We start from the raw sequence: 20,578 nt of genomic DNA on the forward strand, positions 1-20,578 counted from the left end.
CGGGTTCCCGACGCTCTGCCGGGGCGCCGTTCCGGCAGGGTCCCGCCCCGGCGGAAGGGCCGCCGAACGCCGTCCCGGCGGAGCGGTCGCCGCGCCCCGGCGGTGCGGGGTCACCCCCGCCCGCCGACCCGGCCGGGCCGTCACCGGACTCCCGTTCCCGGCCCCGTCCTCGCGGTGGCGCGGACCGTACGACCGGCGCCGCCACCCCTGCCGGGGCCCGCGCCGACGCCTTGCACCCCGGTGCCTGGTGGATCTGGGCCCTCGGCCTCGGCACCGCCGCCTCCCGCACCACCAACCCCCTGCTCCTCGCGCTGCTCATGGCGGTGGCCGGCTTCGTGGTGGCCACCCACCGCACCGACGCGCCCTGGGCCCGCTCCTACACCGCGTTCGTGAAACTGGCCGTGGCCGTCCTCGGGATCCGTCTGGTCTTCGCCGTCGTCCTCGGCTCCCCGATCCCCGGTACGCACGTGATCGTCACCCTGCCCGAGATCCCCCTGCCGCACTGGGCCCAGGGGATACGCGTCGGCGGCCGGGTCACCGCGGAAGGCCTGCTCTTCGCGCTCTACGACGGACTGAAACTGGCCGCCCTCCTCGTCTGCGTCGGCGCGGCGAACGCCCTGGCGAACCCGGCCCGGCTGCTCAAGTCCCTGCCGGGAGCGCTGTACGAGGCGGGCGTCGCGGTGGTCGTCGCGCTCACCTTCGCGCCCCATCTGATCGCCGACGTCCAGCGGCTGCGCGCCGCACGCCGGCTCCGTGGCCGCCCCGACCGCGGGCTGCGCGGCCTGCTGCACGTCGGACTCCCCGTCCTGGAGGGCGCGTTGGAACGCTCGGTCGCGCTTGCGGCGGCGATGGACGCACGCGGGTACGGGCGTACGGCACAGGTCCCGGCCGCCGTGCGCCGGACCACCGGGGCCCTCACCCTGGGCGGTCTGCTCGGCGTCTGCGCCGGCACCTACGGACTGCTGACCGCGGCCGGCGACAGCTACGGGCTCCCGGTCCTGCTGGCCGGACTGGGAGCGGCGCTCGGCGGCCTGTGGCTGGGCGGGCGCCGCTCGCCGCGCACCCGGTACCGGCCGGACGTCTGGGGGGTGCGGGCCTGGCTGGTCGCCGGATCGGGCGTGGCGGTCGCGGCCCTGATGATCGTGGCCGCCTCCCGGGACCCGGCCGGGCTGAGCCCCGGGGTCGTCCCCCTGGTCGCCCCCGGCCTCCCGCTCCTGCCCGCCGCCGTGGTCCTGCTCGGCCTGCTCCCCGCCTTCGCCGCCCCGGCCCCCCGGCGGACCCCTGCCCCCGAGGAGTCATCGTGATCCGCTTCGAGGACGTCTCCGTGACGTACGACGGAGCACCCGAACCCGCCGTCCGGGACGTGGACTTCGAGGTCCCGGAGGGCGAACTCGTGCTGCTGGTCGGCCCGTCGGGCGTCGGCAAGTCGACGGTGCTGGGCGCGGTGAGCGGACTGGTCCCGCACTTCACGGGCGGGACCCTGCGCGGCCGGGTGACCGTCGCGGGACGGGACACCCGTACCCACAAGCCGCGTGAACTCGCCGACGTGGTCGGCACGGTGGGCCAGGACCCGCTCTCCCACTTCGTGACGGACACGGTGGAGGACGAACTGGCCTACGGCATGGAGTCGCTGGGCCTGGCACCCGCCGTGATGCGCCGCCGCGTCGAGGAGACCCTCGACCTCCTCTCGCTGGCCGATCTCCGCGACCGCCCGATCGCCACCCTGTCCGGCGGCCAGCAGCAGCGGGTCGCGATCGGCTCGGTGCTCACCCCGCACCCGCGGGTCCTGGTCCTCGACGAACCCACCTCGGCCCTGGACCCCGGAGCGGCCGAGGAGGTCCTCGCCGTCCTCCAGCGTCTGGTCCACGACCTCGGCACCACGGTCCTGATGGCCGAACACCGCCTGGAACGCGTCGTCCAGTACGCCGACCGGCTCGCCCTCCTCCCGGCGCCGGGAGCACCCCTGACGCTCGGCACCCCCTCCGAGATCATGGCCGTCTCCCCCGTGCGCCCGCCGGTGGTGGACCTCGGCCGCCTGGCCGGCTGGTCCCCGCTCCCCCTGACCGTGCGCGACGCGCGACGCCGGGCGGGCCCCCTGCGCGAACGCCTGACGACCGCCCCACCACCGCAGCCGACCGTCAGGCCCCAGCCCCCCACCCTCCGCACCTCACCCTCCCCTTCCCCCTCTCCGCTCTCCCGCCTGCTCCGCGGCCGCAACCGCGAGCGGGCCCGGGACCATGCCACCGTGGCACCGCCACCCGAGGTGGCCGTCGTGGACGGGCTGGCCGTCCGGCGCGGGCGCGTCGAGGCGCTGCGGCGGATCGACCTGACCGCGCGGCCGGGCGAGACCATCGCGCTGATGGGCCGCAACGGCGCCGGGAAGTCGACGCTGCTCGCGGCGCTGGTCGGCCTGGTCGAACCGGCCTCGGGTGCCGTACGGGTCGGCGGGGCGCCCCCGCACCGCACGGCGCCGCGTGACCTCGTACGGCGCGTGGGACTCGTACCGCAGGAACCCCGGGACCTGCTGTACGCGGACACGGTGGCCGCCGAGTGCGCGGCGGCCGACGAGGACGCCGGGGCCGCCGCCGGAACCTGCCGGGCGCTGGTGTCCGAGCTGCTGCCGGACATCGCGGACACCACCCACCCCCGCGACCTGTCGGAGGGACAGCGGCTGGCGCTGGCGCTGGCCGTCGTCCTCACGGCCCGTCCCCCGCTGCTGCTCCTCGACGAGCCGACCCGCGGCCTGGACTACGCGGCCAAGGCCCGGCTGCTCACCGTGCTGCGGGGACTCGCCGCCGAGGGGCACGCCATCGTGCTCGCCACCCACGACGTGGAGCTCGCCGCCGAGCTCGCCGACCGGGTGGTGATCCTCGCGGACGGCGAGGTCGTCGCCGACGGTCCCACCGCCGAGGTGGTCGTCGCGTCCCCGTCCTTCGCCCCTCAGGTCGCCAAGATCCTGGCCCCCGAGCCGTGGCTCACCGTCGCCCAGGTCAGAGGTGCCCTCTCATGAGGACGACGGAGGCCGCCTCCCCCGCTCCCCGGACCCGGCCACAGCCGCAGGCCCGGGCCGTCCGCCTCGGCCCGCGCTCCGTCGCCGCCCTGGTCCTGGTCAGCGCGACCGGGGCCGCCGGGTTCGGCTGGCCGCTGTTCGCGGGGCCCGGCTCGCAGGTCAGCGCGCACGCCCAGGACGCCCCATGGCTGTTCGCGGGGCTCCTCGTCCTGCTGGTCGCGGTGGTCGCGGCGACGATCTCCGAGTCGGGCCTCGGCCCGAAGGCGGTCGCCATGCTCGGGGTGCTGGCCGCGACCGGCGCCGCGCTGCGCCCGATCGGGGCAGGGACCGCCGGCATCGAGCCGATGTTCTTCCTGATGGTGCTGAGCGGGCGGGTGCTCGGGCCGGGGTTCGGCTACGTCCTCGGGTCCGTGACCATGTTCGCGTCGGCGCTGCTGACCGGCGGGGTGGGGCCGTGGATGCCCTTCCAGATGCTGGCCATGGGCTGGTTCACGATGGGGGCCGGTCTCCTGCCGGGCCCGGACCGGCTGCGCGGCCGCGCGGAACTGCTGATGCTCGCCGCGTACGGCTTCCTCGCCGCCTTCGCGTACGGCACCGTCATGAACCTGGCGGGCTGGCCCTTCATGGACGCGCTGGCCTCGAACATCGCCTTCGACCCGCACGCGGCCCTCCCCGCGAACCTCGCCCGCTTCGTCACGTACTGCCTGGCCACCTCCCTCGGCTGGGACCTGGGCCGGGCGGTCGTCACCGTCGTCCTGACCCTGACGATCGGCACGACCCTCCTGAAGGCACTGCGCCGGGCCACGCGCCGGGCCGCTTTCGAGAGCCCCGTCACCTTCGACCCCCGGTGATCCGGGACCCACGTCACATCACCCGGCAGCACCCCGTGGCCTCCCCCGCACCGTCCGTCAGGCGCGGGGTGAAGCGGCCCACAGGGCCCAGGTCACATACGAGGCGGCTTAGTAGATCAAGACGCCTGGCATGCACGCACCCCCACCCCCTCCGACCTGCACTTTGAGAGCCGCATCACATCACGCGCGTCCCTCTCGAATGCGACCACAACTAGTAAAAAGGGTCATTGCGGACGGGCCGGGATCCTGTTTGTCTTGAGGACGTCGCCAGGCGCCACGAGCCCCCACGGGCCGCGGCGCCGACGTACGCCGCTCCTTCCACACACCACGTGGACACGGCGTACCAGCGACTCCATGTCCCCGAAGAAACAGGTTCTCCGTGTCCGTCTCCGTCATCCGCCGCATCGTCTCCAACCCGAAGAAGGCTCTCGCCGGTACCGCCGTGGCCGCCGCCACCGCCGGTATGGTCCTGGCCGCGGCGCCCGCCCAGGCCGCCACGCCGACCAGCGCCTCCTCCGCGAAGTCGATCGCCCACGCGATGATTCCGGACGCCTCGCAGTTCAACGCCTTCAGCAAGATCGTCGAGCACGAGAGCGGCTGGAACATCAGCGCCACGAACTCTTCCTCCGGTGCGTACGGCCTGGTCCAGGCCCTGCCCGGGTCGAAGATGGCCTCCGCGGGCTCCGACTGGAAGACCAACCCCAAGACCCAGATCAAGTGGGGTCTGGACTACATGAACTCCCGTTACGGCAGCCCGGCCGGCGCCTGGAGCTTCTGGCAGGCCAACGGCTGGTACTGATCAGCCCACCACACAAGGCGGCACCCCGTTCCCGGGGCGGCCGCCTTCGTCGTACCCGGGGGCTCCCGACCCGGCCACAACGTTCTTTCGCCCCCTCCGCCCCTACCCGTCCCACCCCTGGGGCTCCGCCCCAGACCCCGCTCCTCAAACGCCGGAGGGGCTGGATCTCTCACCCGCAGCCGGGTACGCGCCGTCGGGGCCGGGCCGGTACATCGATGGCCGTCGCCACCGACGCCCACACCTCACCCGACGGCGACGGCCTGATGCACCGGCACGGCCCCGACCCACCCACCGGCCCGAGCCGTGGTGGACTGACCTCCATGACCGACTCCGAGTCAAGAGGCCTCCGCCTGGTGCCCGCGCTGCTGTCACTGACCGTCGTCAGCGGCCTCATCGACGCGGTGAGCTACCTCGGCCTGGGCCACGTCTTCACGGCCAACATGACCGGCAACGTGGTCGTCCTCGGCTTCGCCGCCGCCGGCGCCCCCGGCTTCTCGGTCCCGCACACCCTCACCTCGCTGTGCTTCTTCGTGGCCGGCGCCACAGCCGGCGGACGGACGACCGTGCGCCTGGGCGACGGCCCCCGCCGCACCTGGGCCCGCGCCGTGTTCGCCGCCGAGGCCGTCCTGACGGGCGCCTGCGCGGCGGTCGCCTTCGCCGCCCCGCACGCCACCGCCACCGTCTACACGGTGATCGCCGTCACGGCCTTCGCGATGGGCCTGCGCAACGCGACGGTCCGCAGGCTCGGCATCGCCGACCTGACGACCACCGTCCTGACGATGACCCTCACCGGCCTGGCCGCGGACAGCCGAGCCGGCGGCGGCGCGGGCCACCACTCCCCGCGCCGCACGGCCTCCGTCCTCGCGATGGCGGCGGGCGCCCTGCTCGGCGCGTGGCTGGTCCTGCACCACGGCCTGGCGCTCCCCCTCCTGATCGCCGCCCTGATCCCGGCGACCCTGGCGGCGACCGTCTCGGGCCGGGAGTAACGCCCCCCCTCCCGCACACGGCACCCCGCACCCCGCGCCCCGCAATCCGCAACGCGCCCCCGCACCCTCACAACCGCTGAATGATCGTCCCCGTGGCGAGCCCCCCACCCGCACACATCGTGATCAGCGCGAACTCCTTGTCCGCACGCTCCAGTTCATGCAGCGCCGTGGTGATGAGCCGGGCCCCGGTGGCACCCACGGGATGCCCGAGCGCGATCGAGCCCCCGTTCACGTTCACCTTCTCCAGGTCCTGCTCGAAGACCTGCGCCCAGCTCAGCACCACGGACGCGAAGGCCTCGTTGATCTCGACGAGGTCGATGTCCCGCAGCGACATCCCGGCCTTGCCGAGCACGGCCCGGGTGGCGTCGATCGGACCGTCGAGGTGGAAGTGCGGGTCGGAACCCACCAGCGCCTGGGCCACGATCCGCGCCCTCGGCCGCAGCTTCAGCGCCCGCGCCATCCGCTTGGACGCCCACAGCAGGGCCGCCGAACCGTCCGATATCTGGGAGGAGTTGCCGGCCGTGTGCACGGCGGTCGGCATCACGGGCTTCAGCTTCGCCAGCGCCTCCATGGAGGTGTCGCGCAGCCCCTCGTCCCGGTCGACGAGCCGCCACATGCCCTGCCCGGCCCGCTGCTCGTCCTCGGTGGTGGGCACCTGCACGGCGAACGTCTCGCGCTTGAAGCGCTCCTCGGACCAGGCGACGGCGGCGCGTTCCTGCGAGATGAGCCCGAGGGAGTCGACGTTCTCGCGGGTCAGCCCGCGGTGGCGCGCGATCCGTTCGGCCGCCTCGAACTGGTTGGGCAGGTCGACGTTCCACTCGTCGGGGAACGGCTTGCCCGGACCGTGCTTGGACCCCGAGCCCAGCGGCACCCTCGACATCGCCTCGACACCGCAGCTGATCCCGACGTCGATGACACCCGCCGCGATCATGTTGGCGACCATGTGGGAGGCCTGCTGCGAGGAGCCGCACTGACAGTCGACGGTCGTCGCGGCCGTCTCGTAGGGGAGCCCGACGGTCAGCCAGGCGGTGCGCGCGGGGTTCATCGACTGCTCGCCGGCGTGGGTCACGGTGCCGCCGACGATCTGCTCGACGCAGTCGGCGGGGATGCCGGTGCGGCCGAGGAGTTCACGGTAGGTCTCGCCCAGGAGATAGGCGGGGTGCAGATTGGCGAGCGCGCCTCCGCGCTTGCCGATGGGGGTCCGTACGGCTTCGACGATCACGGGTTCCGCGGCCATGGGGGCTCGTCCTCTCCTCAGGCCTGCCCGGCGGCCAGGCCCAGCTGACCCGCGCAGCGCGGGGCGTCCCGGCCCACCCACCGCGCAGAACTAGAACGCGTACCAGTTCTCTGTGCAGTCTGCTGAGCGGACCCCCCGCCCCGCAAGGGTCGTGCAGCTCCCGAAGCCGCGATCCACACAAACCTCGCACGCGATTGGGAGCCCCGCACCTCTTGCCTCTTGTAGAACCCGTTACTACCTTCACGGCGATTCCCTGTTCCTGATGACCCGTCAGAACCGCGTGAGAAAGAGCCTGGAGTTGCCGATGTCCTGTCCAGCGCTGCCCGACGGGTTCGACTTCACCGACCCCGATGTGCTGCACCACCGCGTGCCCCTCCCGGAGTTCGCCGAGCTGCGCCGGTCCGAACCGGTCCACTGGATCCGGCAGCAGCCCGGTGTGGCCGGCTTCGAGGACGACGGCTACTGGGCCGTCACCCGGCACGCGGACGTCAAGTACGTCTCGACGCACCCCGAGTTGTTCTCCTCGTTCCTCAACACGGCCGTCATCCGCTTCAACGAGCACATCCAGCGCGAGCAGATCGAGGTCCAGCGGCTCATCATGCTGAACATGGACCCGCCCGAACACACCCGGGTCCGCCAGATCGTGCAGCGCGGCTTCACCCCGCGCGCCATCCGCTCGCTGGAGGACGCGCTGCGCGCCCGCGCCGGTTCGATCGTGGCGAACGCGCTCGCCCAGGCCGACCCCGACGGCTCCTTCGACTTCGTCACCCAGGTGGCCTGCGAACTGCCGCTCCAGGCGATCGCGGAACTCATCGGCGTCCCGCAGGAGGACCGCGTCAAGATCTTCGACTGGTCCAACAAGATGGTGGCGTACGACGATCCGGAGTACGCGATCACCGAGGAGGTCGGCGCCGATTCGGCCACCGAGCTCATCTCGTACGCGATGAACATGGCGGCGGACCGCAAGCAGTGTCCGGCCAAGGACATCGTCAGCACGCTGGTGGCGGCGGAGGACCAGGGGAACCTGGCGTCCGACGAGTTCGGCTTCTTCGTGCTGCTGCTGGCGGTCGCCGGCAACGAGACGACGCGCAACGCCATCACGCACGGCATGCACGCCCTGCTCACCCACCCCGGCCAGTGGGACCTCTACAAGCGGGAACGGCCGAAGACCACCGCGGAGGAGATCGTCCGCTGGGCGACCCCCGTCGTCTCCTTCCAGCGCACCGCGACCCAGGACACCGAACTCGGCGGGCAGCGGATCAGGAAGGGCGACCGCGTCGGCATCTTCTACTCATCGGCCAACAACGACCCCGAGGTGTTCGAGAGCCCCGAGGTCTTCGACATCACCCGCGATCCCAACCCGCACCTCGGCTTCGGCGGCGGAGGGCCACACTTCTGCCTCGGCAAGTCCCTGGCCACGCTGGAGATCGACCTGATCTTCAACGCGATCGCGGACGCGCTGCCGGACCTCAGGCTGGCGGGCGCTCCCCGCCGCCTCCGCTCCGCCTGGCTCAACGGCGTCAAGGAACTCCGGGTCGCCCGCGCGTAGCGGGCGGCACCGCGCACCCGGGCCGACGGCCTCCCGGCTCCGTCGGCCCGTCCCGAGGGAGGCAGGGGCCGTCCCCGCGCTCACCCCTGCCTCCCCCGAGACCCGCACACCGGCCCCGGCCCCGGCCCGGGCTCCGGCCCGTGACCCACCGGCTCCACCGCCGCCCTCACCGCTCCCGCCGCCGTCCGGACGCGGGGGCCCTGAAGCAGGTACGTCAGCCCGAAGCCCGCGCCGACCACGGCCGCGCCGCCGACGGCGTCCAGGACCCAGTGATTGCCGGTCGCGACGATCGCGGAGACCGTCAGGAGCGGGTGCAGCAGGCCCAGCGCCTTCATCCATCGCCGGGGCGCGAGGATCACGACGACGATCCCGCACCACAGGGACCAGCCGAAGTGCAGCGAGGGCATCGCCGCGTACTGGTTGGTCAGCGCGGTGAGCACGCCGTAGTCGGGCTTGGAGAAGTCCTGCACGCCGTGCACGGTGTCGATGACGCCGAGGCCCGGCATCAGGCGCGGCGGGGCGAGCGGGTAGAACCAGAAGCCGACGAGGGCGAGCAGGGTGGCGAAGCCGAGGGCGGACCGGGCCCAGCGGTAGTCGGCGGGACGGCGGACGTAGAGCACGGCGAGGATCGTGAGCGGGACGCCGAAGTGGAACGACTCGTAGTAGAAGGCGAAGAAGTCCCTCAGGAAGGGGACCTGCGCGGTCGTGCGGTTGACCCAGCGTTCGATGTCGAGGTCCAGGAACCTTTCGACGCCGAGGATCTGGCGGCCGTGCTCCTCGGCCGTGGGCCGGCCGATCGCGTTGGACCCGTCGGTCACGGCGAGGCGGACGGAGCCGTAGGCGGAGTAGCCGACGCGGATCAGGAGCAGTTCGAGCAGCAGGTTCGGGCGGGCGAGGACCCGGCCGGAGGGCAGCGCGGGGACCCGCTTCCACCGGGTGGGGACGGGCGCCGCGCGACCGGTCGGCACCGGGTTCGCGTAGTACGGGGAGGTGCGGGACAGGAACGGCACGGCGGTGGCGGCGGCCAGCGCGGCGATCAGTACGAGGTTGTCGCGGAGCGGGTCGAGCACCGGCATGTCCGGCAGCATCATCCGGGCCGGCAGCGTCATGACGAGGACGACCGCGACGGGCCACACCAGGCGGTCCGGGGTCCTGCGGCCGGCCCGGCCGACGAGCGCGAGCAGCACCCACAGCACCTGGTGCTGCCAGGTGGCGGGCGAGACGGCGACGGCGACACAGCCGGTCACCGCGACGGCGAGCAGCAACTGGCCGTCACGGGCGTGGCGCACCGCGCGACGGAGCCCGACGACGGCGACGGCGGCGCCGAGCGCCAGGAAGAGGGCGATCTCCGGCGGTCCGGCGAGGCCGAGCCGCAGCAGCGCGCCGTGCAGGGACTGGTTGGCGACGTCGTCGGCGCCCTTGCCGAGGCCGACGCCCGCCAGGTGGTGCACCCAGTATCTGTTCGAGTCGTGGGGCATCACGGCCCAGGCGAGGGCGGTGAGGGCGGCGAAGGTGGTCAGGGTGGAGGCGGCGGCACGGCGGCGCCCGGTGTACCGGAGCAGGGGCGTGAAGAGCAGCACGGTGGGCTGGAGGGCCGCCGCGAGCCCGACGAGGACCCCGCAGGCGCGCTCCCCGCGGACGGCGAAGCAGCCGAGCAGGACGAGCAGCACCGGGATGATGCCGGTCTGGCCGAGGTAGAGCGCGTTGCGCACGGGGAGCGACAGCATCAGCAGGCTGACGGCCACGGGCGCCGCGAGCAGGGACGTGCGCCGGCTCACGGGGGGCGGCAGGGCGCGGGCGGCGACGAGGCCGAGGGCGACGACGAGGAGCAGGGTGCCGAAGGTCCAGCCCCAGCCGAGGGTCTGTTCCGCCGCACGGGTGAGGGGTTTGAGGACGAGACCGCCGAACGGGGTGCCGGTGAACCGCGTCGAGTCGTACAGCGAGCCCGTCACGTGCAGGACGCCGTTCGGTCCGACCCAGGTCTCCAGGTCCGTCAGCCGCTCCGCCCTGGGCGTGCCGAGGACGGCGGCGACCTGTCGTACGGCGAGGGTCGCGGCGAGGGCCCAGAGCGCGACGCGGAGCGTGCGCAGCCGTGCCCGCGCCGCGTCCGGTGCCCCCACGAAGCGTTCGCCCGGTCGTCCGCCGTGCTCCACGTCCGCCACGCCCCGTCGACCCTCCCGACCCATTGACCGGCCCGCTTCTCACGGGCCACTTATGTCAACCCATATCAGGACTCGGTGCGACACGGCCACCCTCGCCGAACGGCACGGGAACACCTGACCGAGCCGGGGAGCTCCCGCGTTCGTGTCGGGGTCGCGACGGCCGGAAAGGCGTCCGGTTCCCGTCCGGGACCGGGACATGGATCACAAAAGACCCTCGCCGAGGAGGGCGCCGGCCGCCCCGTCGCCCCTGCGTACACGGCCTTTATGTGCGCCGGGTGGCCGGTCGCGCACGCCACGTGACGGGGGTGAACGGTCCTAAGGTCGCTTCTTCGGTCCGCCTCCGGGCGGGCCGGAGGTCCGCTCCCGGGCGGACCCGTCCCCGTCCCCTGCGAAAGGAACGCCCTTGCCGACCGCGACCCCGGCGGCCCCCGCCGTCCACGCACCCGCCCGCCCCGTCTCCCCCGAGGTCACCGTCACCGACCCCGCGCTCGTCAGGCGCGCCGTGAAGGCCGCGGCGCTCGGCAACGCGATGGAGTGGTTCGACTTCGGCGTCTACAGCTACATCGCGGTGACCTTGGGCAAGGTCTTCTTCCCCTCGGGCAACCCGACCGCGCAGCTGCTCTCGACCTTCGGCGCCTTCGCCGCGGCCTTCCTCGTGCGCCCGCTGGGCGGCATGGTCTTCGGCCCGCTCGGCGACCGGATCGGCCGCCAGAAGGTCCTCGCCCTCACCATGATCCTGATGGCGGCCGGCACGTTCGCGATCGGCCTGATCCCGTCCTACGGCACGATCGGCGTCGGCGCTCCCGTCCTGCTGCTCGCGGCCCGCCTGGTGCAGGGTTTCTCCACCGGCGGCGAGTACGCGGGTGCCTCGACCTTCATCGCCGAGTACGCGCCCGACAAGAAGCGCGGCTTCTTCGGCAGCTGGCTGGAGTTCGGCACGCTGGCCGGCTACATCGGCGGCGCCGGCCTGGTGACCCTCATGACCGCGCTGCTGTCCACCGACGACCTGCTGTCCTGGGGCTGGCGCGTCCCGTTCCTGATCGCGGGCCCGATGGGCATCGTCGGCCTGTATCTGCGGATGCGCCTGGAGGAGACCCCGGCGTTCGCCGCCGAGCTGGAGAAGTCCGAGGCCGCCCGCCCCAAGGTGCCGCTGCGCGAGATGATCACCGGCCAGTGGCGCACCCTGCTGCTGTGCATGGGCCTGGTCCTGGTCTTCAACGTCACCGACTACATGCTGCTGTCGTACATGCCGAGCTATCTGACCAGCGAGCTGAAGTACGACGAGACGCACGGCCTGCTCGTGGTCCTCGGCGTGATGGCGCTGATGATGATCGTGCAGCCCTTCGCGGGCGCCCTGACCGACCGGATCGGCCGCCGCCCGGTGATCGCCGCGGGCTGCGCCGGCTTCCTCGCCCTGTCCGTCCCGGCCCTGCTGCTGATCCGCCAGGGCAGCCTGCTCGCCGTCGCGCTCGGCATGGGCGCCCTCGGCCTGCTGCTCGTCTGCTTCACCGCCGCGATGCCCGCCGCGCTCCCGGCGCTGTTCCCGACCCGGGTCCGCTACGGCTCGCTCTCGATCGGCTTCAACGTCTCCGTCTCGCTCTTCGGCGGCACGACCCCGCTGGTCGTCACCGCCCTGATCGGCGCGACCGGGAACATGATGATGCCCGCCTACTACATGATGGGCGCCGCCGTGATCGGCGGTGCGGCCGTCTGGTTCATGAAGGAGTCGGCGGGCCGGCCGCTGCCGGGCTCCGCGCCCGCGGTGGAACCCGCGGACCGCTGACACGCACCGCGCACGATCCCGGGCCGAAATCCGCCGGAACGGACCGAATCCCGCTGGCACACCGTGGTGCCGGCGGCTAGGTTCGGTCCCGGAAGTCTTTAGCGCAGCTAACGAGGCTACGAAAGGCCCGGTGCATGAGCGAGTCGCAGCTCTGGAACGACGTCGACGACCACTTCACCACCCTGCTGGCTCCCGCCGACGAGGTCCTGACCGCCGCGCTGCGCGACAGCGACGCGGCCGGACTGCCGCCCATCAACGTCGCGCCGAACCAGGGCAAGCTGCTCCGGCTGCTCGCCGAGATCCAGGGTGCCCGGCGCATCCTGGAGATCGGCACGCTCGGCGGCTACAGCACGATCTGGCTGGGCCGCGCGCTGCCCGCCGACGGACGGCTGGTCACCCTGGAGTACGACCCCCGGCACGCCGAGGTCGCCCGCGCCAACCTCGCGCGGGCCGGCCTCGACAAGATCGCCGAGGTGCGGGTGGGCCCCGCCCTGGAGTCCCTGCCGAAGCTGGCGGACGAGAATCCCGAGCCCTTCGACTTCGTCTTCATCGACGCGGACAAGGTGAACAACCCGCACTACGTCGAGTGGGCGGTCCGGCTCGCCCGGCCCGGCGCCGTGATCGTCCTGGACAACGTGGTCCGCGGCGGAGCGGTCACCGACGCGGAGAGCACCGACCCGAGCGTGGTCGGCACCCGGGCCGCGCTCGAACTGTTCGCCTCCCACCCCAGGCTGGACGGCACGGCGGTGCAGACGGTGGGCAGCAAGGGGTACGACGGCTTCGCGCTCGCCCGCGTACGGGCCTGACCGCCCGGACCCTCCCCCGCGCCCCCTCCGGCCCCGCACCGCCGAACGGTCCTAGACCTCGTGGTAGAAGCCCACGTTCACGGTGTGGGGGCCGCTGCGGTCCTGGATGACGAGTTCGCCGGAGCCGCCCGCGGGAAGTCTGGCCGTGCCGCCGTACGGAAGCGGCTGGGGCTGGAGGCCGGTGAGGACCAGCCGTACCTCGGAGGACGGCTCCGGGTGCGAACCCCGGAGCCAGGTGACCTGCCAGGACCCCTCGGGGCCGCACAGGAACTCCAGGTGCACCCGGGAGACGAACAGCCAGTCGTCGGGGGGCGAGAGACGGCACACGGCCCGGTCCCTGCCCACCCGCAGCAGCGCTCCGGGGTCGCTCGGCGCGTCGGCCATCTGCATCCCGGCCGTCGCTCCGGCGTCCGCTCCGGACACCGAGGCCATGGTGAGTTCGAGCAACGCGCGCTCCTTCGTGAGGTGCTGGTCCAATTGTCCCGCCGGGGAACGAGGTTGCCCCGTCGCCGCCGCATGATAATTCGAGCTTCACCGTCGCCGTGTGACCTCCGGCACAATGGACGCATGACCGAACGCAAGCCACCCGGTGTCACCTTCGAGTCCTGGGTCGACCGGCAGATCCGCCAGGCGGAGGCCCGCGGCGAGTTCACGGAACTCCCCGGCGCGGGCAAGCCGCTGCCGGAGGTCACCGACACCCCGTACGACGAACTCTGGTGGATCAAGAGGAAGATGGCCCGTGAAGGGCTGTCGGTCCTGCCGCCCACCCTGGCCCTGCGCAAGGAGGCGGAGGACGTGCTCGCGGCGGTCCCCGCGCTCCCCTCGGAACGGGCGGTGCGGCGGAGCGTCGAGGACATCAACGCCAAGATCCGCGAGGTCATGTTCAAACCACCGCCGGGACCTCCGCTCGGGCTCAAGCCGTACGACGTGGAGAAGCTCGTCCAGGAGTGGCGCACGGCCCGCGAGACCCCGGCCCCGGGCGAACGGGGCGGAACCGGGTCCGCGTGAGGGCCGGGGCGGTGCGCGGTGCGTGCGGCCGGGTGAGGCCGGGCGGTGCGCTGGGCCCTAGGCGGCCGGGGCGGGGCGCTCGGCGGGCGTGCGCGTGAGGCCGCGTCCCGGGGCATGGTCCGGGACGCGGCCTCACTTCTCACCGGGGAGCATGCCCGGCCCGGTCAGAGCCGCAGCAGCCGCTCGGTCATCTCGCGGTAGTCCCGCAGGGCGAGCCGGAGCCGCTCGGTGTCGGTGCCCGTGGTCGCGCCCTCGGCCCCGGACTGCCAGGACGTGCGCAGGTCGCGTCGCCGCCGGGTCACCGCCTCGGTGAACCGGCCCGCGAGCTCCTCCAGCACCTGGTCGGCCTCCTCGACGGAGGCCTGCGGCCCGTCGATGAACCCGCCGACCGCGTGCCGCATCCGCAGCGAGAACTTGTCGTGGTCGTCAAGCGGCAGCATCCGCTCGTCCGGCCCGGCGGAATCCCCCGCGTCACGGGACCCGGAACGCGACCCGGAACCCCGCGAGCCGGAAGGACCGGGCACGCCGGACGCACCGGCCGTGCCGACTGCCGTGGCGCCGTCCGCGCGCTCCGCACGTCCCGTGCCTTCCGTGCGCCCCGTACGGCTGTCGGCCGGGGCTCCTCGCCCATCGGAGCCGGTGTCGGTGCCGGTGCCGGTGTCGGTGTCCGTCGCCCCCCGGGCCGCCGTCCGGGTCCCGGCCGGCCGGGACGCCCGGCCGTCGGCGTTCGCGGCCCGGCCACCGTCCCGGCCCAGATCGGCCGGGGCGGGCTCGGCGGATTCGGGGTCCACCCGGCCCTTCAGTGCCTCGCGGCGCGAGACCTCCTCGGTCTCGGCACGGTTCTCGTCCGCCCGGTCGTCCGGGGGGCGTACGGCGGGTACGGGGGTCACCCGGCCCTTCGTCGTGGTGGCCTCGCGGGCCGGGGTCCGCTCGGGTTCCTGGTCCGGCTTCATGGCGCTCACCTTCCTCAACTCTCCTTCGTCTGAAGCCTGTTGAAGGACCAGGACAGAGGAGAGCGGGTGTCGGGGGTGGAAGTCCTGGAGTTCCTGGAGACCTTGGCGCCGCTACCGGCCGCGTCGGCACCGCGTGCGTCCTCGGCGTCCTGGGCGTCCTCGTCGCGCCCGGCCACCGGCTCGGGCCCGGGCTCGGCGCGCCGGGCGCCCTTCGTCAGGGCGAACCGGCCGGTGCGCCCCGTGCTGTCGGCCGGGGGCTCGCCCGCGGCGTCCGTGTCACGGCCCCGGCCGGACCCGGTGTCCTGCCGGGCCGGGGTCATCAGGTCGTCGAACAGGTCACGGGCCGCCAGCATGGCCTCGCGCAACTGCTCGGTGTCGGCACCGCCGTCCCGGCCCCCGCCGGTGCGGACCGACGCGGCCCGGTGCACCCGGCGGTAGCCGTGGACATGCTGCCCGTGGTGGACGGAGAGCGCGGAGACCTGCTCCTCGTAACGGTCGCCGCCGGGGAAGCCGCGCTCTCCGGCCAGTTCGCCGAGGAGCCGGTCCGCCTCGGCCACCGCCTCCTCGGGCGAGTCGACGAAGCGTTCCTGGGCGGCCGTCCAGCGGGCCGCGTACCGTTCGCGGGCCGCGGGTTCGAGCGGCCGCGCGCGCAGTGCGCCGTGCCGCTTCACCCGCTCGTTGAGCTCGCGCTCGGCGGCCTGGGTGTCTCCGTCGTGCCGGGCGACGGTCCGGTCGTACTCGGGCCCGAAGCGCCGCCGCAGGGCGCGCCCGCCCGGCGGCCTTCGGGCGAGGAGGGTCAGGGCGACCGCGACGACGGCGACGGCCGCCACGACGATCAGAGCGATGATCACGCCTGTGGACATGGGTGCCTTCCCGGGTTCTCGACCCAACGGGCCGGTTCCTGGACCGGGTTGCCCGGAACCCGCCCCTCAAACGGCCCCCGGGAGCGGCACCGGCCCCCAACACCCCCCGCCCGTGCCGCTGTTCGTCCGCGCCCCCGATATTCGGTTGTACGGCGACGACGGCACCCGCCGACAATGACCGGCATGACCCGATCGCCCTCCGGCACCCAGGGCTCCTGGACCGTGGCCCCCGAACCCTTCGACTCGCCTGCCGCCCAAGCGCTTTGGCGGGAGTACTACACCGAGGTCAGCGACCGGTGGTACCTGCTGCACGAAGGGCGTACGACGGACCCGCGCGAGCTGGAGCGGGAGGTGGCCGCGACGACGGGCGCCGAGTTCGCGCCGCCGACGGGCGTCCTGCTCGTCGCCCGCCACGACGGTGAGCCCGCCGGCACGGCGGGGGTGCGGATGCTCGGCGCCACGACGGGTGAACTCCGCCGTGTCTTCGTCCGCGCGGACCTGCGGGGCAAGGGAGCGGCCCCGCTCCTGCTCGCGGCGGCCGAGGCGGCGGCCCGCGGCCTCGGCGCCCGGGAGCTGGTCCTCGACACCCGCGCCGACCTCGTCGAGGCGCGGGCCCTGTACGCCCGGCACGGCTACGAGGAGACCGCCCCGCACAACGACGACGTGTACGCCGAGCACTGGTTCCGCAAGGCCCTGGAGGGCTGACAGGGGGCCACGAGGGGTCAGGCAGGTTCCCCCTGCGGCCGGACGGCCGGCGCGCTCCCGTGCGGGCGCTCCGCGTCGGAACCGCACATCTCCTCGTTCAGCTCCGCGACCAGCCTCGTGAGGTCGGTGGGGCGGTCCGGCGCCCACCAGTCGCCCAGGAGTTCGGCGAGGGACTCCTCCCGGGCCCTGGACAGGTTCCCGGCGGCGATCCGGCCCTCGTCGGTCAGGACCAGGTCCAGGCCCTCGCGGCTGACGAGCCGGCGCTCCTCGATCTGGCGGGCGGCGGCGAGGACGACGTCCAGCGGTACGGCGCTGTGCTCGGCCAGCAGGGCGGGCTCCGCCCACCCGTACTTCTTGATCCGCAGCAGCAGCCAGCTCGCCGCCGGCAACAGGTCGTAGCCCGCGCGCGCGGTGATCTTCTCGTAGATCTCCCGGCGCCCTTCCCGGGTGCCGAGCACCGACAGCGCCCGGCACACCTCGTCGTACGACGACCGCTCGACCGGGTTGCTGGCGAGCGTCTCCGTGACGTCGGGGGCCGTGACGGAACCGCGCAGCCTGTCCTCGCGCAGGAACCAGGCCAGCACGAAGCCGAGCAGGGCGACCGGGGCCGCGTACAGGAACACGTCCGTGATCGAGGTCGCGAACGCGTGCAGCACGGGCGGTCTCAGGTCCGCCGGCAACTGGCCGATCCCCTTCGGGTCGGCCTTCAGGGAGTCCGTGGTGATCCCCGGCGGCAGCTGCTGCCCGCCCAGCGCCTTGGTCAGGTTGTCACCGAGGCGCCCCGCGAAGATCGTGCCGAAGATCGCGACACCGAACGAGGCGCCGATGGACCGGAAGAAGGTCGCCCCGGAGGTGGCGACGCCCAGATCCTCGTACGACACGGCGTTCTGCACGATGAGGACCAGTACCTGCATGACCAGGCCGAGCCCCAGGCCGAACACGAAGAAGTACGCGCTCATCTCCCCCGTGCTGCTGTTCTCGTCCAGCTGGTGCAGCAGGAGCAGACCGATGGCGGTGATCCCGGTGCCCGCGACCGGGAACACCTTCCAGCGGCCGGTACGGCTGACGATCTGCCCGGACACCGTGGACGACAGCAGCAGCCCGAACACCATCGGCAGCATGTGCACGCCGGACATCGTGGGCGAGACACCCTGGACGACCTGGAGGAAGGTCGGCAGATAGGTCATCGCGCCGAACATCGCGAAGCCCACGATGAAGCTGATGATCGCGGACAGCGTGAAGGTGTGGACCCGGAAGAGCTTGAGCGGCAGGACGGGCTCGGCCGCGCGCCGCTCCACCGCCACGAAGGCGACGCCGAGGACCACGCCGAGGACCACGAGCCCGATGATCTGCGGCGAGCCCCAGTCCCAGGTGGTGCCGCCCAGCGAGGCCACCAGGACCAGACAGGTGGCGACCGCGGCGATCAGGAACGTACCGGCGTAGTCGATGACGTGCCGTGCCGACTTCCTCGGGATGTGCAGGACCGCGGCGATCACCGCGAGCGCCACGACGCCGACGGGCAGGTTGATGTAGAAGACCCAGCGCCAGCTCAGATGCTCCGTGAACAGGCCGCCGAGCAGCGGTCCCAGCACACTCGTCGCGCCGAACACCGCACCGAACAGCCCCTGGTACTTGCCCCGTTCACGCGGCGGGACGAGGTCGCCGACGATCGCCATCGACAGCACCATCAGTCCGCCGCCGCCGAGGCCCTGGAGCGCCCGGAAGGCGATCAGCTCGCCCATGTTCTGCGACATCCCGCACAGCGCCGAGCCGATCAGGAAGATCACGATCGCCGTCTGGAAGAGCTTCTTGCGGCCGTACTGGTCACCGAGCTTGCCCCACAGCGGGGTCGCCGCCGTCGACGCGAGCAGATACGCCGTGACGACCCAGGACAGGTGCTCCAGGCCGCCGAGGTCGCTCACGATGGTCGGCAGCGCGGTGGAGACGATCGTCTGGTCCAGTGCGGCCAGCAGCATGCCGAGCAGCAGGGCGCCGATGGACACGAAGACGCTGCCGTGGACCGTGTCGTGGGCGTCGGTCGCCGCCGCGCTGCGACGGCGCACCGCCGACTCGCTCGCCGCGACCGATTCGTGCGGTCCTTGCGATGCGTACGGTCCTCGCGGTCCTTGCGGTCCGCCGATGCCGTCGCCGGCCGGCGCCTCCGCCCCTTCCGGCCCCGGGCCGGGCGGCGTGTCGGAACCGTGCGCGTCGCCGGTCATGCGGCCTCCCTGAGCACCGAGGGTCCGGGTCACCCTCCATCCTGAGCGGTGTGTCCCGTTATGGCCTGTCGAAGCTTCCGGAATTCGCGATTCCGGGGGGCTGCTTGAAGGTTGTATGAAGGTCGTCCGCATAATCACTGGAGCTTTCAGGGGGGAGGGACCCACTCGTGACTGAACCGACCGGGCATGTCTGCCCCGAGTGCGCCGCACACCGGGCGCCGGACGGCACCCCGTCCTGCGCCTGCACCGGCAGGGCGTCCGACGCCCTGCGCGACGAGCGCACGGCACAGGCCGCGGCGGCGGAGGACTTCAACCCGCTGCGCATACGGCCCTACGTGGAACTGGGCACGGAACACCCCGGGCACCCCGGGTACCCCGGACACCCCGGAGGCGGCTACGGCCCGGCCGGGAGCACCGGCGGGCCCGACGCGACGGGAGCGGCCCCGGGACCCTGGCACACCGCCCCCACGGCCGGAGCGCCCTGGTCCGCGCCCGAGGCGGGCGGCTGGACGCCGGAGGGCGCCCACGGCCAGGGAGCGCATCCGGCTGCCGGTGCGCCGACGGCCGACGCCGTGGCGGGGGGCGCCGCGGACACCGCTCCGCAGGGCGGCGGAACGCCGATGCCACCCGCGTACGGACAGGACGCGGCCGCGTCCACGATGCAGCTGGCCGCGATCCCGGCGGACGCGACCATGCGGCTCGCCCCGGTGCCGGCGGACCCGGCCCCCCGGTCGGCGCCGCTGCCGCCGGAGGTACCCGCTTCGGCCACGCCGATGGCCGCCGACGCGACCATGCAGCTGAAGGCGCTCCCCTCGGACGCGCGCGCCACCGACGTCCGCCTCTTCCACGAGACCGCGCGCTCCGCGGAAGCCTGGCAGGAGGACGCGGCCGCCGGCCGGCCCCGGCGTCGCCGCCGCACCGCGGTCCTCGCCGCCACCGGAGTCGTCGTGACGCTGGCGGCCGCCGCGGGGGTCGCGGGCGGCCTGCTCTCCTACGACCCTCCCTCGCGGGACGAGGGCCTGCCGAAGGACGTCAGGGCGAGCGCGCCGGACGTGCTCTCCGACATGGCCTCCGCGGTCCCCTCGGCGAGCGCCTCCGCGACGGCGTCGGCCTCGGCGTCCACGTCCGCCTCGCCGAGTACGAGCGCGTCGCCCTCGGCGTCCGCGTCGGACACGTCGGCGAGCCCGTCCGCTTCGGCCTCGGCTTCGGCGACGTCCGCCCGGCCGAGCGCCACGGCGACCGCCACGGGGCCGGCAGGCTCCACGGGCGGCGGTCCCGCCGTGGCGACCGGACCCACCCTGCGGCGCGGCGACAGCGGGGCGGAGGTGACCGAACTCCAGCTGCGGCTGAGCCAGCTGCGGATGTACATGCACAGGGCCGACGGGCAGTTCGACCGTCACCTGGAGGACGCGGTGCGCTGGTACCAGTGGGCGCGGGGCATCACGAGCGACGAATCCGGCGTCTACGGCCCGGCGACCCGGGCAAGCCTGGAAGCGGAGACGACCCAGCCGTAGCTCGCCTCTGGCGGTTCACGCCGGTGGGGGCGGGCTCGGTGCCGGCGGGTGGGTGGGTCGGGGCCGTGCCGGTGCATCAGGCCGTCGCCGTTGGGTGAGGTGTGAACGTCGGTGGCGACGGCCATCGATGTAC

16 protein-coding genes and 1 pseudogene are annotated in these 20,578 nt (G+C 73.4%); 11 read left to right on the forward strand and 6 right to left on the reverse strand.

Annotated features, from left to right (window positions below):
• Nucleotides 1-230: 230 nt before the first annotated feature.
• From ACFWI4_RS31325 to ACFWI4_RS31345, 5 genes are all read left to right on the forward strand, one after another.
• Nucleotides 231-1,304 (forward strand): CbiQ family ECF transporter T component, encoded by a 1,074-nt coding sequence (locus ACFWI4_RS31325; protein WP_385406083.1) that lies wholly within the window; start codon nt 231-233, stop codon nt 1,302-1,304.
• Nucleotides 1,301-3,010, forward strand: a complete 1,710-nt coding sequence (locus tag ACFWI4_RS31330; RefSeq protein WP_387203115.1) for an ABC transporter ATP-binding protein — start codon at nt 1,301-1,303, stop codon at nt 3,008-3,010. Before ACFWI4_RS31325 ends, ACFWI4_RS31330 begins: the two co-directional genes overlap by 4 nt.
• The gene (locus ACFWI4_RS31335) at nt 3,007-3,861 is read left to right on the forward strand and encodes an ECF transporter S component (protein ID WP_387203117.1); all 855 of its coding nucleotides are present in this window, start codon (nt 3,007-3,009) and stop codon (nt 3,859-3,861) included. Before ACFWI4_RS31330 ends, ACFWI4_RS31335 begins: the two co-directional genes overlap by 4 nt.
• 379 nt (nt 3,862-4,240) lie before the next feature.
• Nucleotides 4,241-4,660, forward strand: coding sequence for a transglycosylase SLT domain-containing protein (locus tag ACFWI4_RS31340; RefSeq protein ID WP_387203120.1), 420 nt, complete (start codon nt 4,241-4,243; stop codon nt 4,658-4,660).
• Between the two features lie 320 nt (nt 4,661-4,980).
• Entirely contained in the window at nt 4,981-5,646 is a 666-nt protein-coding gene (locus ACFWI4_RS31345; RefSeq protein WP_387203152.1) for a YoaK family protein, read from the forward strand.
• A gap of 67 nt (nt 5,647-5,713) precedes the next feature.
• On the opposite strand, the gene ACFWI4_RS31350 is transcribed toward ACFWI4_RS31345, so the two are convergent.
• Nucleotides 5,714-6,883, reverse strand: a complete 1,170-nt coding sequence (locus ACFWI4_RS31350; RefSeq protein ID WP_387203123.1) for a steroid 3-ketoacyl-CoA thiolase — start codon at nt 6,881-6,883, stop codon at nt 5,714-5,716.
• A gap of 304 nt (nt 6,884-7,187) precedes the next feature.
• On the opposite strand from ACFWI4_RS31350, the gene ACFWI4_RS31355 reads away from it, so the two are divergent.
• The gene (locus tag ACFWI4_RS31355; protein WP_387203155.1) at nt 7,188-8,432 is read left to right on the forward strand and encodes a cytochrome P450; all 1,245 of its coding nucleotides are present in this window, start codon (nt 7,188-7,190) and stop codon (nt 8,430-8,432) included.
• Nucleotides 8,433-8,512: 80 nt separating this feature from the next.
• On the opposite strand, the gene ACFWI4_RS31360 is transcribed toward ACFWI4_RS31355, so the two are convergent.
• Nucleotides 8,513-10,594, reverse strand: coding sequence for a bifunctional glycosyltransferase 87/phosphatase PAP2 family protein (locus tag ACFWI4_RS31360; RefSeq protein ID WP_387203125.1), 2,082 nt, complete (start codon nt 10,592-10,594; stop codon nt 8,513-8,515).
• Nucleotides 10,595-10,997: 403 nt separating this feature from the next.
• Between ACFWI4_RS31360 and proP the strand changes: the two genes are divergently transcribed.
• Nucleotides 10,998-12,377 (forward strand): glycine betaine/L-proline transporter ProP, encoded by a 1,380-nt coding sequence (gene proP, locus ACFWI4_RS31365; RefSeq protein ID WP_387203127.1) that lies wholly within the window; start codon nt 10,998-11,000, stop codon nt 12,375-12,377.
• A gap of 134 nt (nt 12,378-12,511) precedes the next feature.
• Nucleotides 12,512-13,183, forward strand: a complete 672-nt coding sequence (locus ACFWI4_RS31370; protein WP_387203130.1) for an O-methyltransferase — start codon at nt 12,512-12,514, stop codon at nt 13,181-13,183.
• Nucleotides 13,184-13,234: 51 nt separating this feature from the next.
• Here the strand turns inward: ACFWI4_RS31370 and ACFWI4_RS31375 are convergent, their stop codons facing one another.
• Nucleotides 13,235-13,630: a hypothetical protein gene (locus ACFWI4_RS31375; RefSeq protein WP_385406064.1), complete on the reverse strand. Its 396-nt coding sequence runs from the start codon at nt 13,628-13,630 to the stop codon at nt 13,235-13,237.
• A gap of 120 nt (nt 13,631-13,750) precedes the next feature.
• Between ACFWI4_RS31375 and ACFWI4_RS31380 the strand changes: the two genes are divergently transcribed.
• Complete coding sequence (locus tag ACFWI4_RS31380) at nt 13,751-14,191, forward strand: DUF1992 domain-containing protein (RefSeq protein WP_387203133.1); 441 nt, start codon at nt 13,751-13,753, stop codon at nt 14,189-14,191.
• A 164-nt stretch (nt 14,192-14,355) separates the two neighbouring features.
• Here the strand turns inward: ACFWI4_RS31380 and ACFWI4_RS31385 are convergent, their stop codons facing one another.
• Both ACFWI4_RS31385 and ACFWI4_RS31390 read right to left on the reverse strand, forming a co-directional pair.
• Entirely contained in the window at nt 14,356-15,144 is a 789-nt protein-coding gene (locus tag ACFWI4_RS31385) for a hypothetical protein (protein WP_387203158.1), read from the reverse strand.
• A 263-nt stretch (nt 15,145-15,407) separates the two neighbouring features.
• Nucleotides 15,408-16,007, reverse strand: a pseudogene (locus ACFWI4_RS31390) (hypothetical protein); the annotation flags it as partial.
• 174 nt (nt 16,008-16,181) lie between these two features.
• On the opposite strand from ACFWI4_RS31390, the gene ACFWI4_RS31395 reads away from it, so the two are divergent.
• Nucleotides 16,182-16,712 carry a GNAT family N-acetyltransferase gene (locus tag ACFWI4_RS31395; protein WP_387203136.1) on the forward strand — a complete coding sequence of 177 codons (531 nt, stop codon included), beginning with the start codon at nt 16,182-16,184 and terminating at the stop codon, nt 16,710-16,712.
• Between the two features lie 17 nt (nt 16,713-16,729).
• Here ACFWI4_RS31395 and ACFWI4_RS31400 read toward each other — a convergent pair whose 3' ends face one another.
• Nucleotides 16,730-18,931: an MDR family MFS transporter gene (locus ACFWI4_RS31400; RefSeq protein WP_387203139.1), complete on the reverse strand. Its 2,202-nt coding sequence runs from the start codon at nt 18,929-18,931 to the stop codon at nt 16,730-16,732.
• A 167-nt stretch (nt 18,932-19,098) separates the two neighbouring features.
• On the opposite strand from ACFWI4_RS31400, the gene ACFWI4_RS31405 reads away from it, so the two are divergent.
• Nucleotides 19,099-20,445, forward strand: a complete 1,347-nt coding sequence (locus ACFWI4_RS31405) for a peptidoglycan-binding protein (RefSeq protein ID WP_387203142.1) — start codon at nt 19,099-19,101, stop codon at nt 20,443-20,445.
• Nucleotides 20,446-20,578 lie beyond the last annotated feature (133 nt).

The sequence above is a fragment of the Streptomyces sp. NPDC127038 genome, assembly GCF_042725875.1.
GTDB lineage: Bacteria > Actinomycetota > Actinomycetes > Streptomycetales > Streptomycetaceae > Streptomyces.

Bases quoted from the DNA above. Each gene is read 5' to 3' on its own strand.
- ACFWI4_RS31350 (WP_387203123.1), bottom strand. From the start codon at position 6,883: ATGGCCGCGGAACCCGTGATCGTCGAAGCCGTACGGACCCCCATCGGC.
- ACFWI4_RS31355 (WP_387203155.1), top strand. From the start codon at position 7,188: ATGTCCTGTCCAGCGCTGCCCGACGGGTTCGACTTCACCGACCCCGAT.
- ACFWI4_RS31335 (WP_387203117.1), top strand. From the start codon at position 3,007: ATGAGGACGACGGAGGCCGCCTCCCCCGCTCCCCGGACCCGGCCACAG.
- ACFWI4_RS31400 (WP_387203139.1), bottom strand. From the start codon at position 18,931: ATGACCGGCGACGCGCACGGTTCCGACACGCCGCCCGGCCCGGGGCCG.
- ACFWI4_RS31395 (WP_387203136.1), top strand. From the start codon at position 16,182: ATGACCGGCATGACCCGATCGCCCTCCGGCACCCAGGGCTCCTGGACC.
- ACFWI4_RS31385 (WP_387203158.1), bottom strand. From the start codon at position 15,144: ATGAAGCCGGACCAGGAACCCGAGCGGACCCCGGCCCGCGAGGCCACC.
- ACFWI4_RS31380 (WP_387203133.1), top strand. From the start codon at position 13,751: ATGACCGAACGCAAGCCACCCGGTGTCACCTTCGAGTCCTGGGTCGAC.
- ACFWI4_RS31370 (WP_387203130.1), top strand. From the start codon at position 12,512: ATGAGCGAGTCGCAGCTCTGGAACGACGTCGACGACCACTTCACCACC.
- ACFWI4_RS31345 (WP_387203152.1), top strand. From the start codon at position 4,981: ATGACCGACTCCGAGTCAAGAGGCCTCCGCCTGGTGCCCGCGCTGCTG.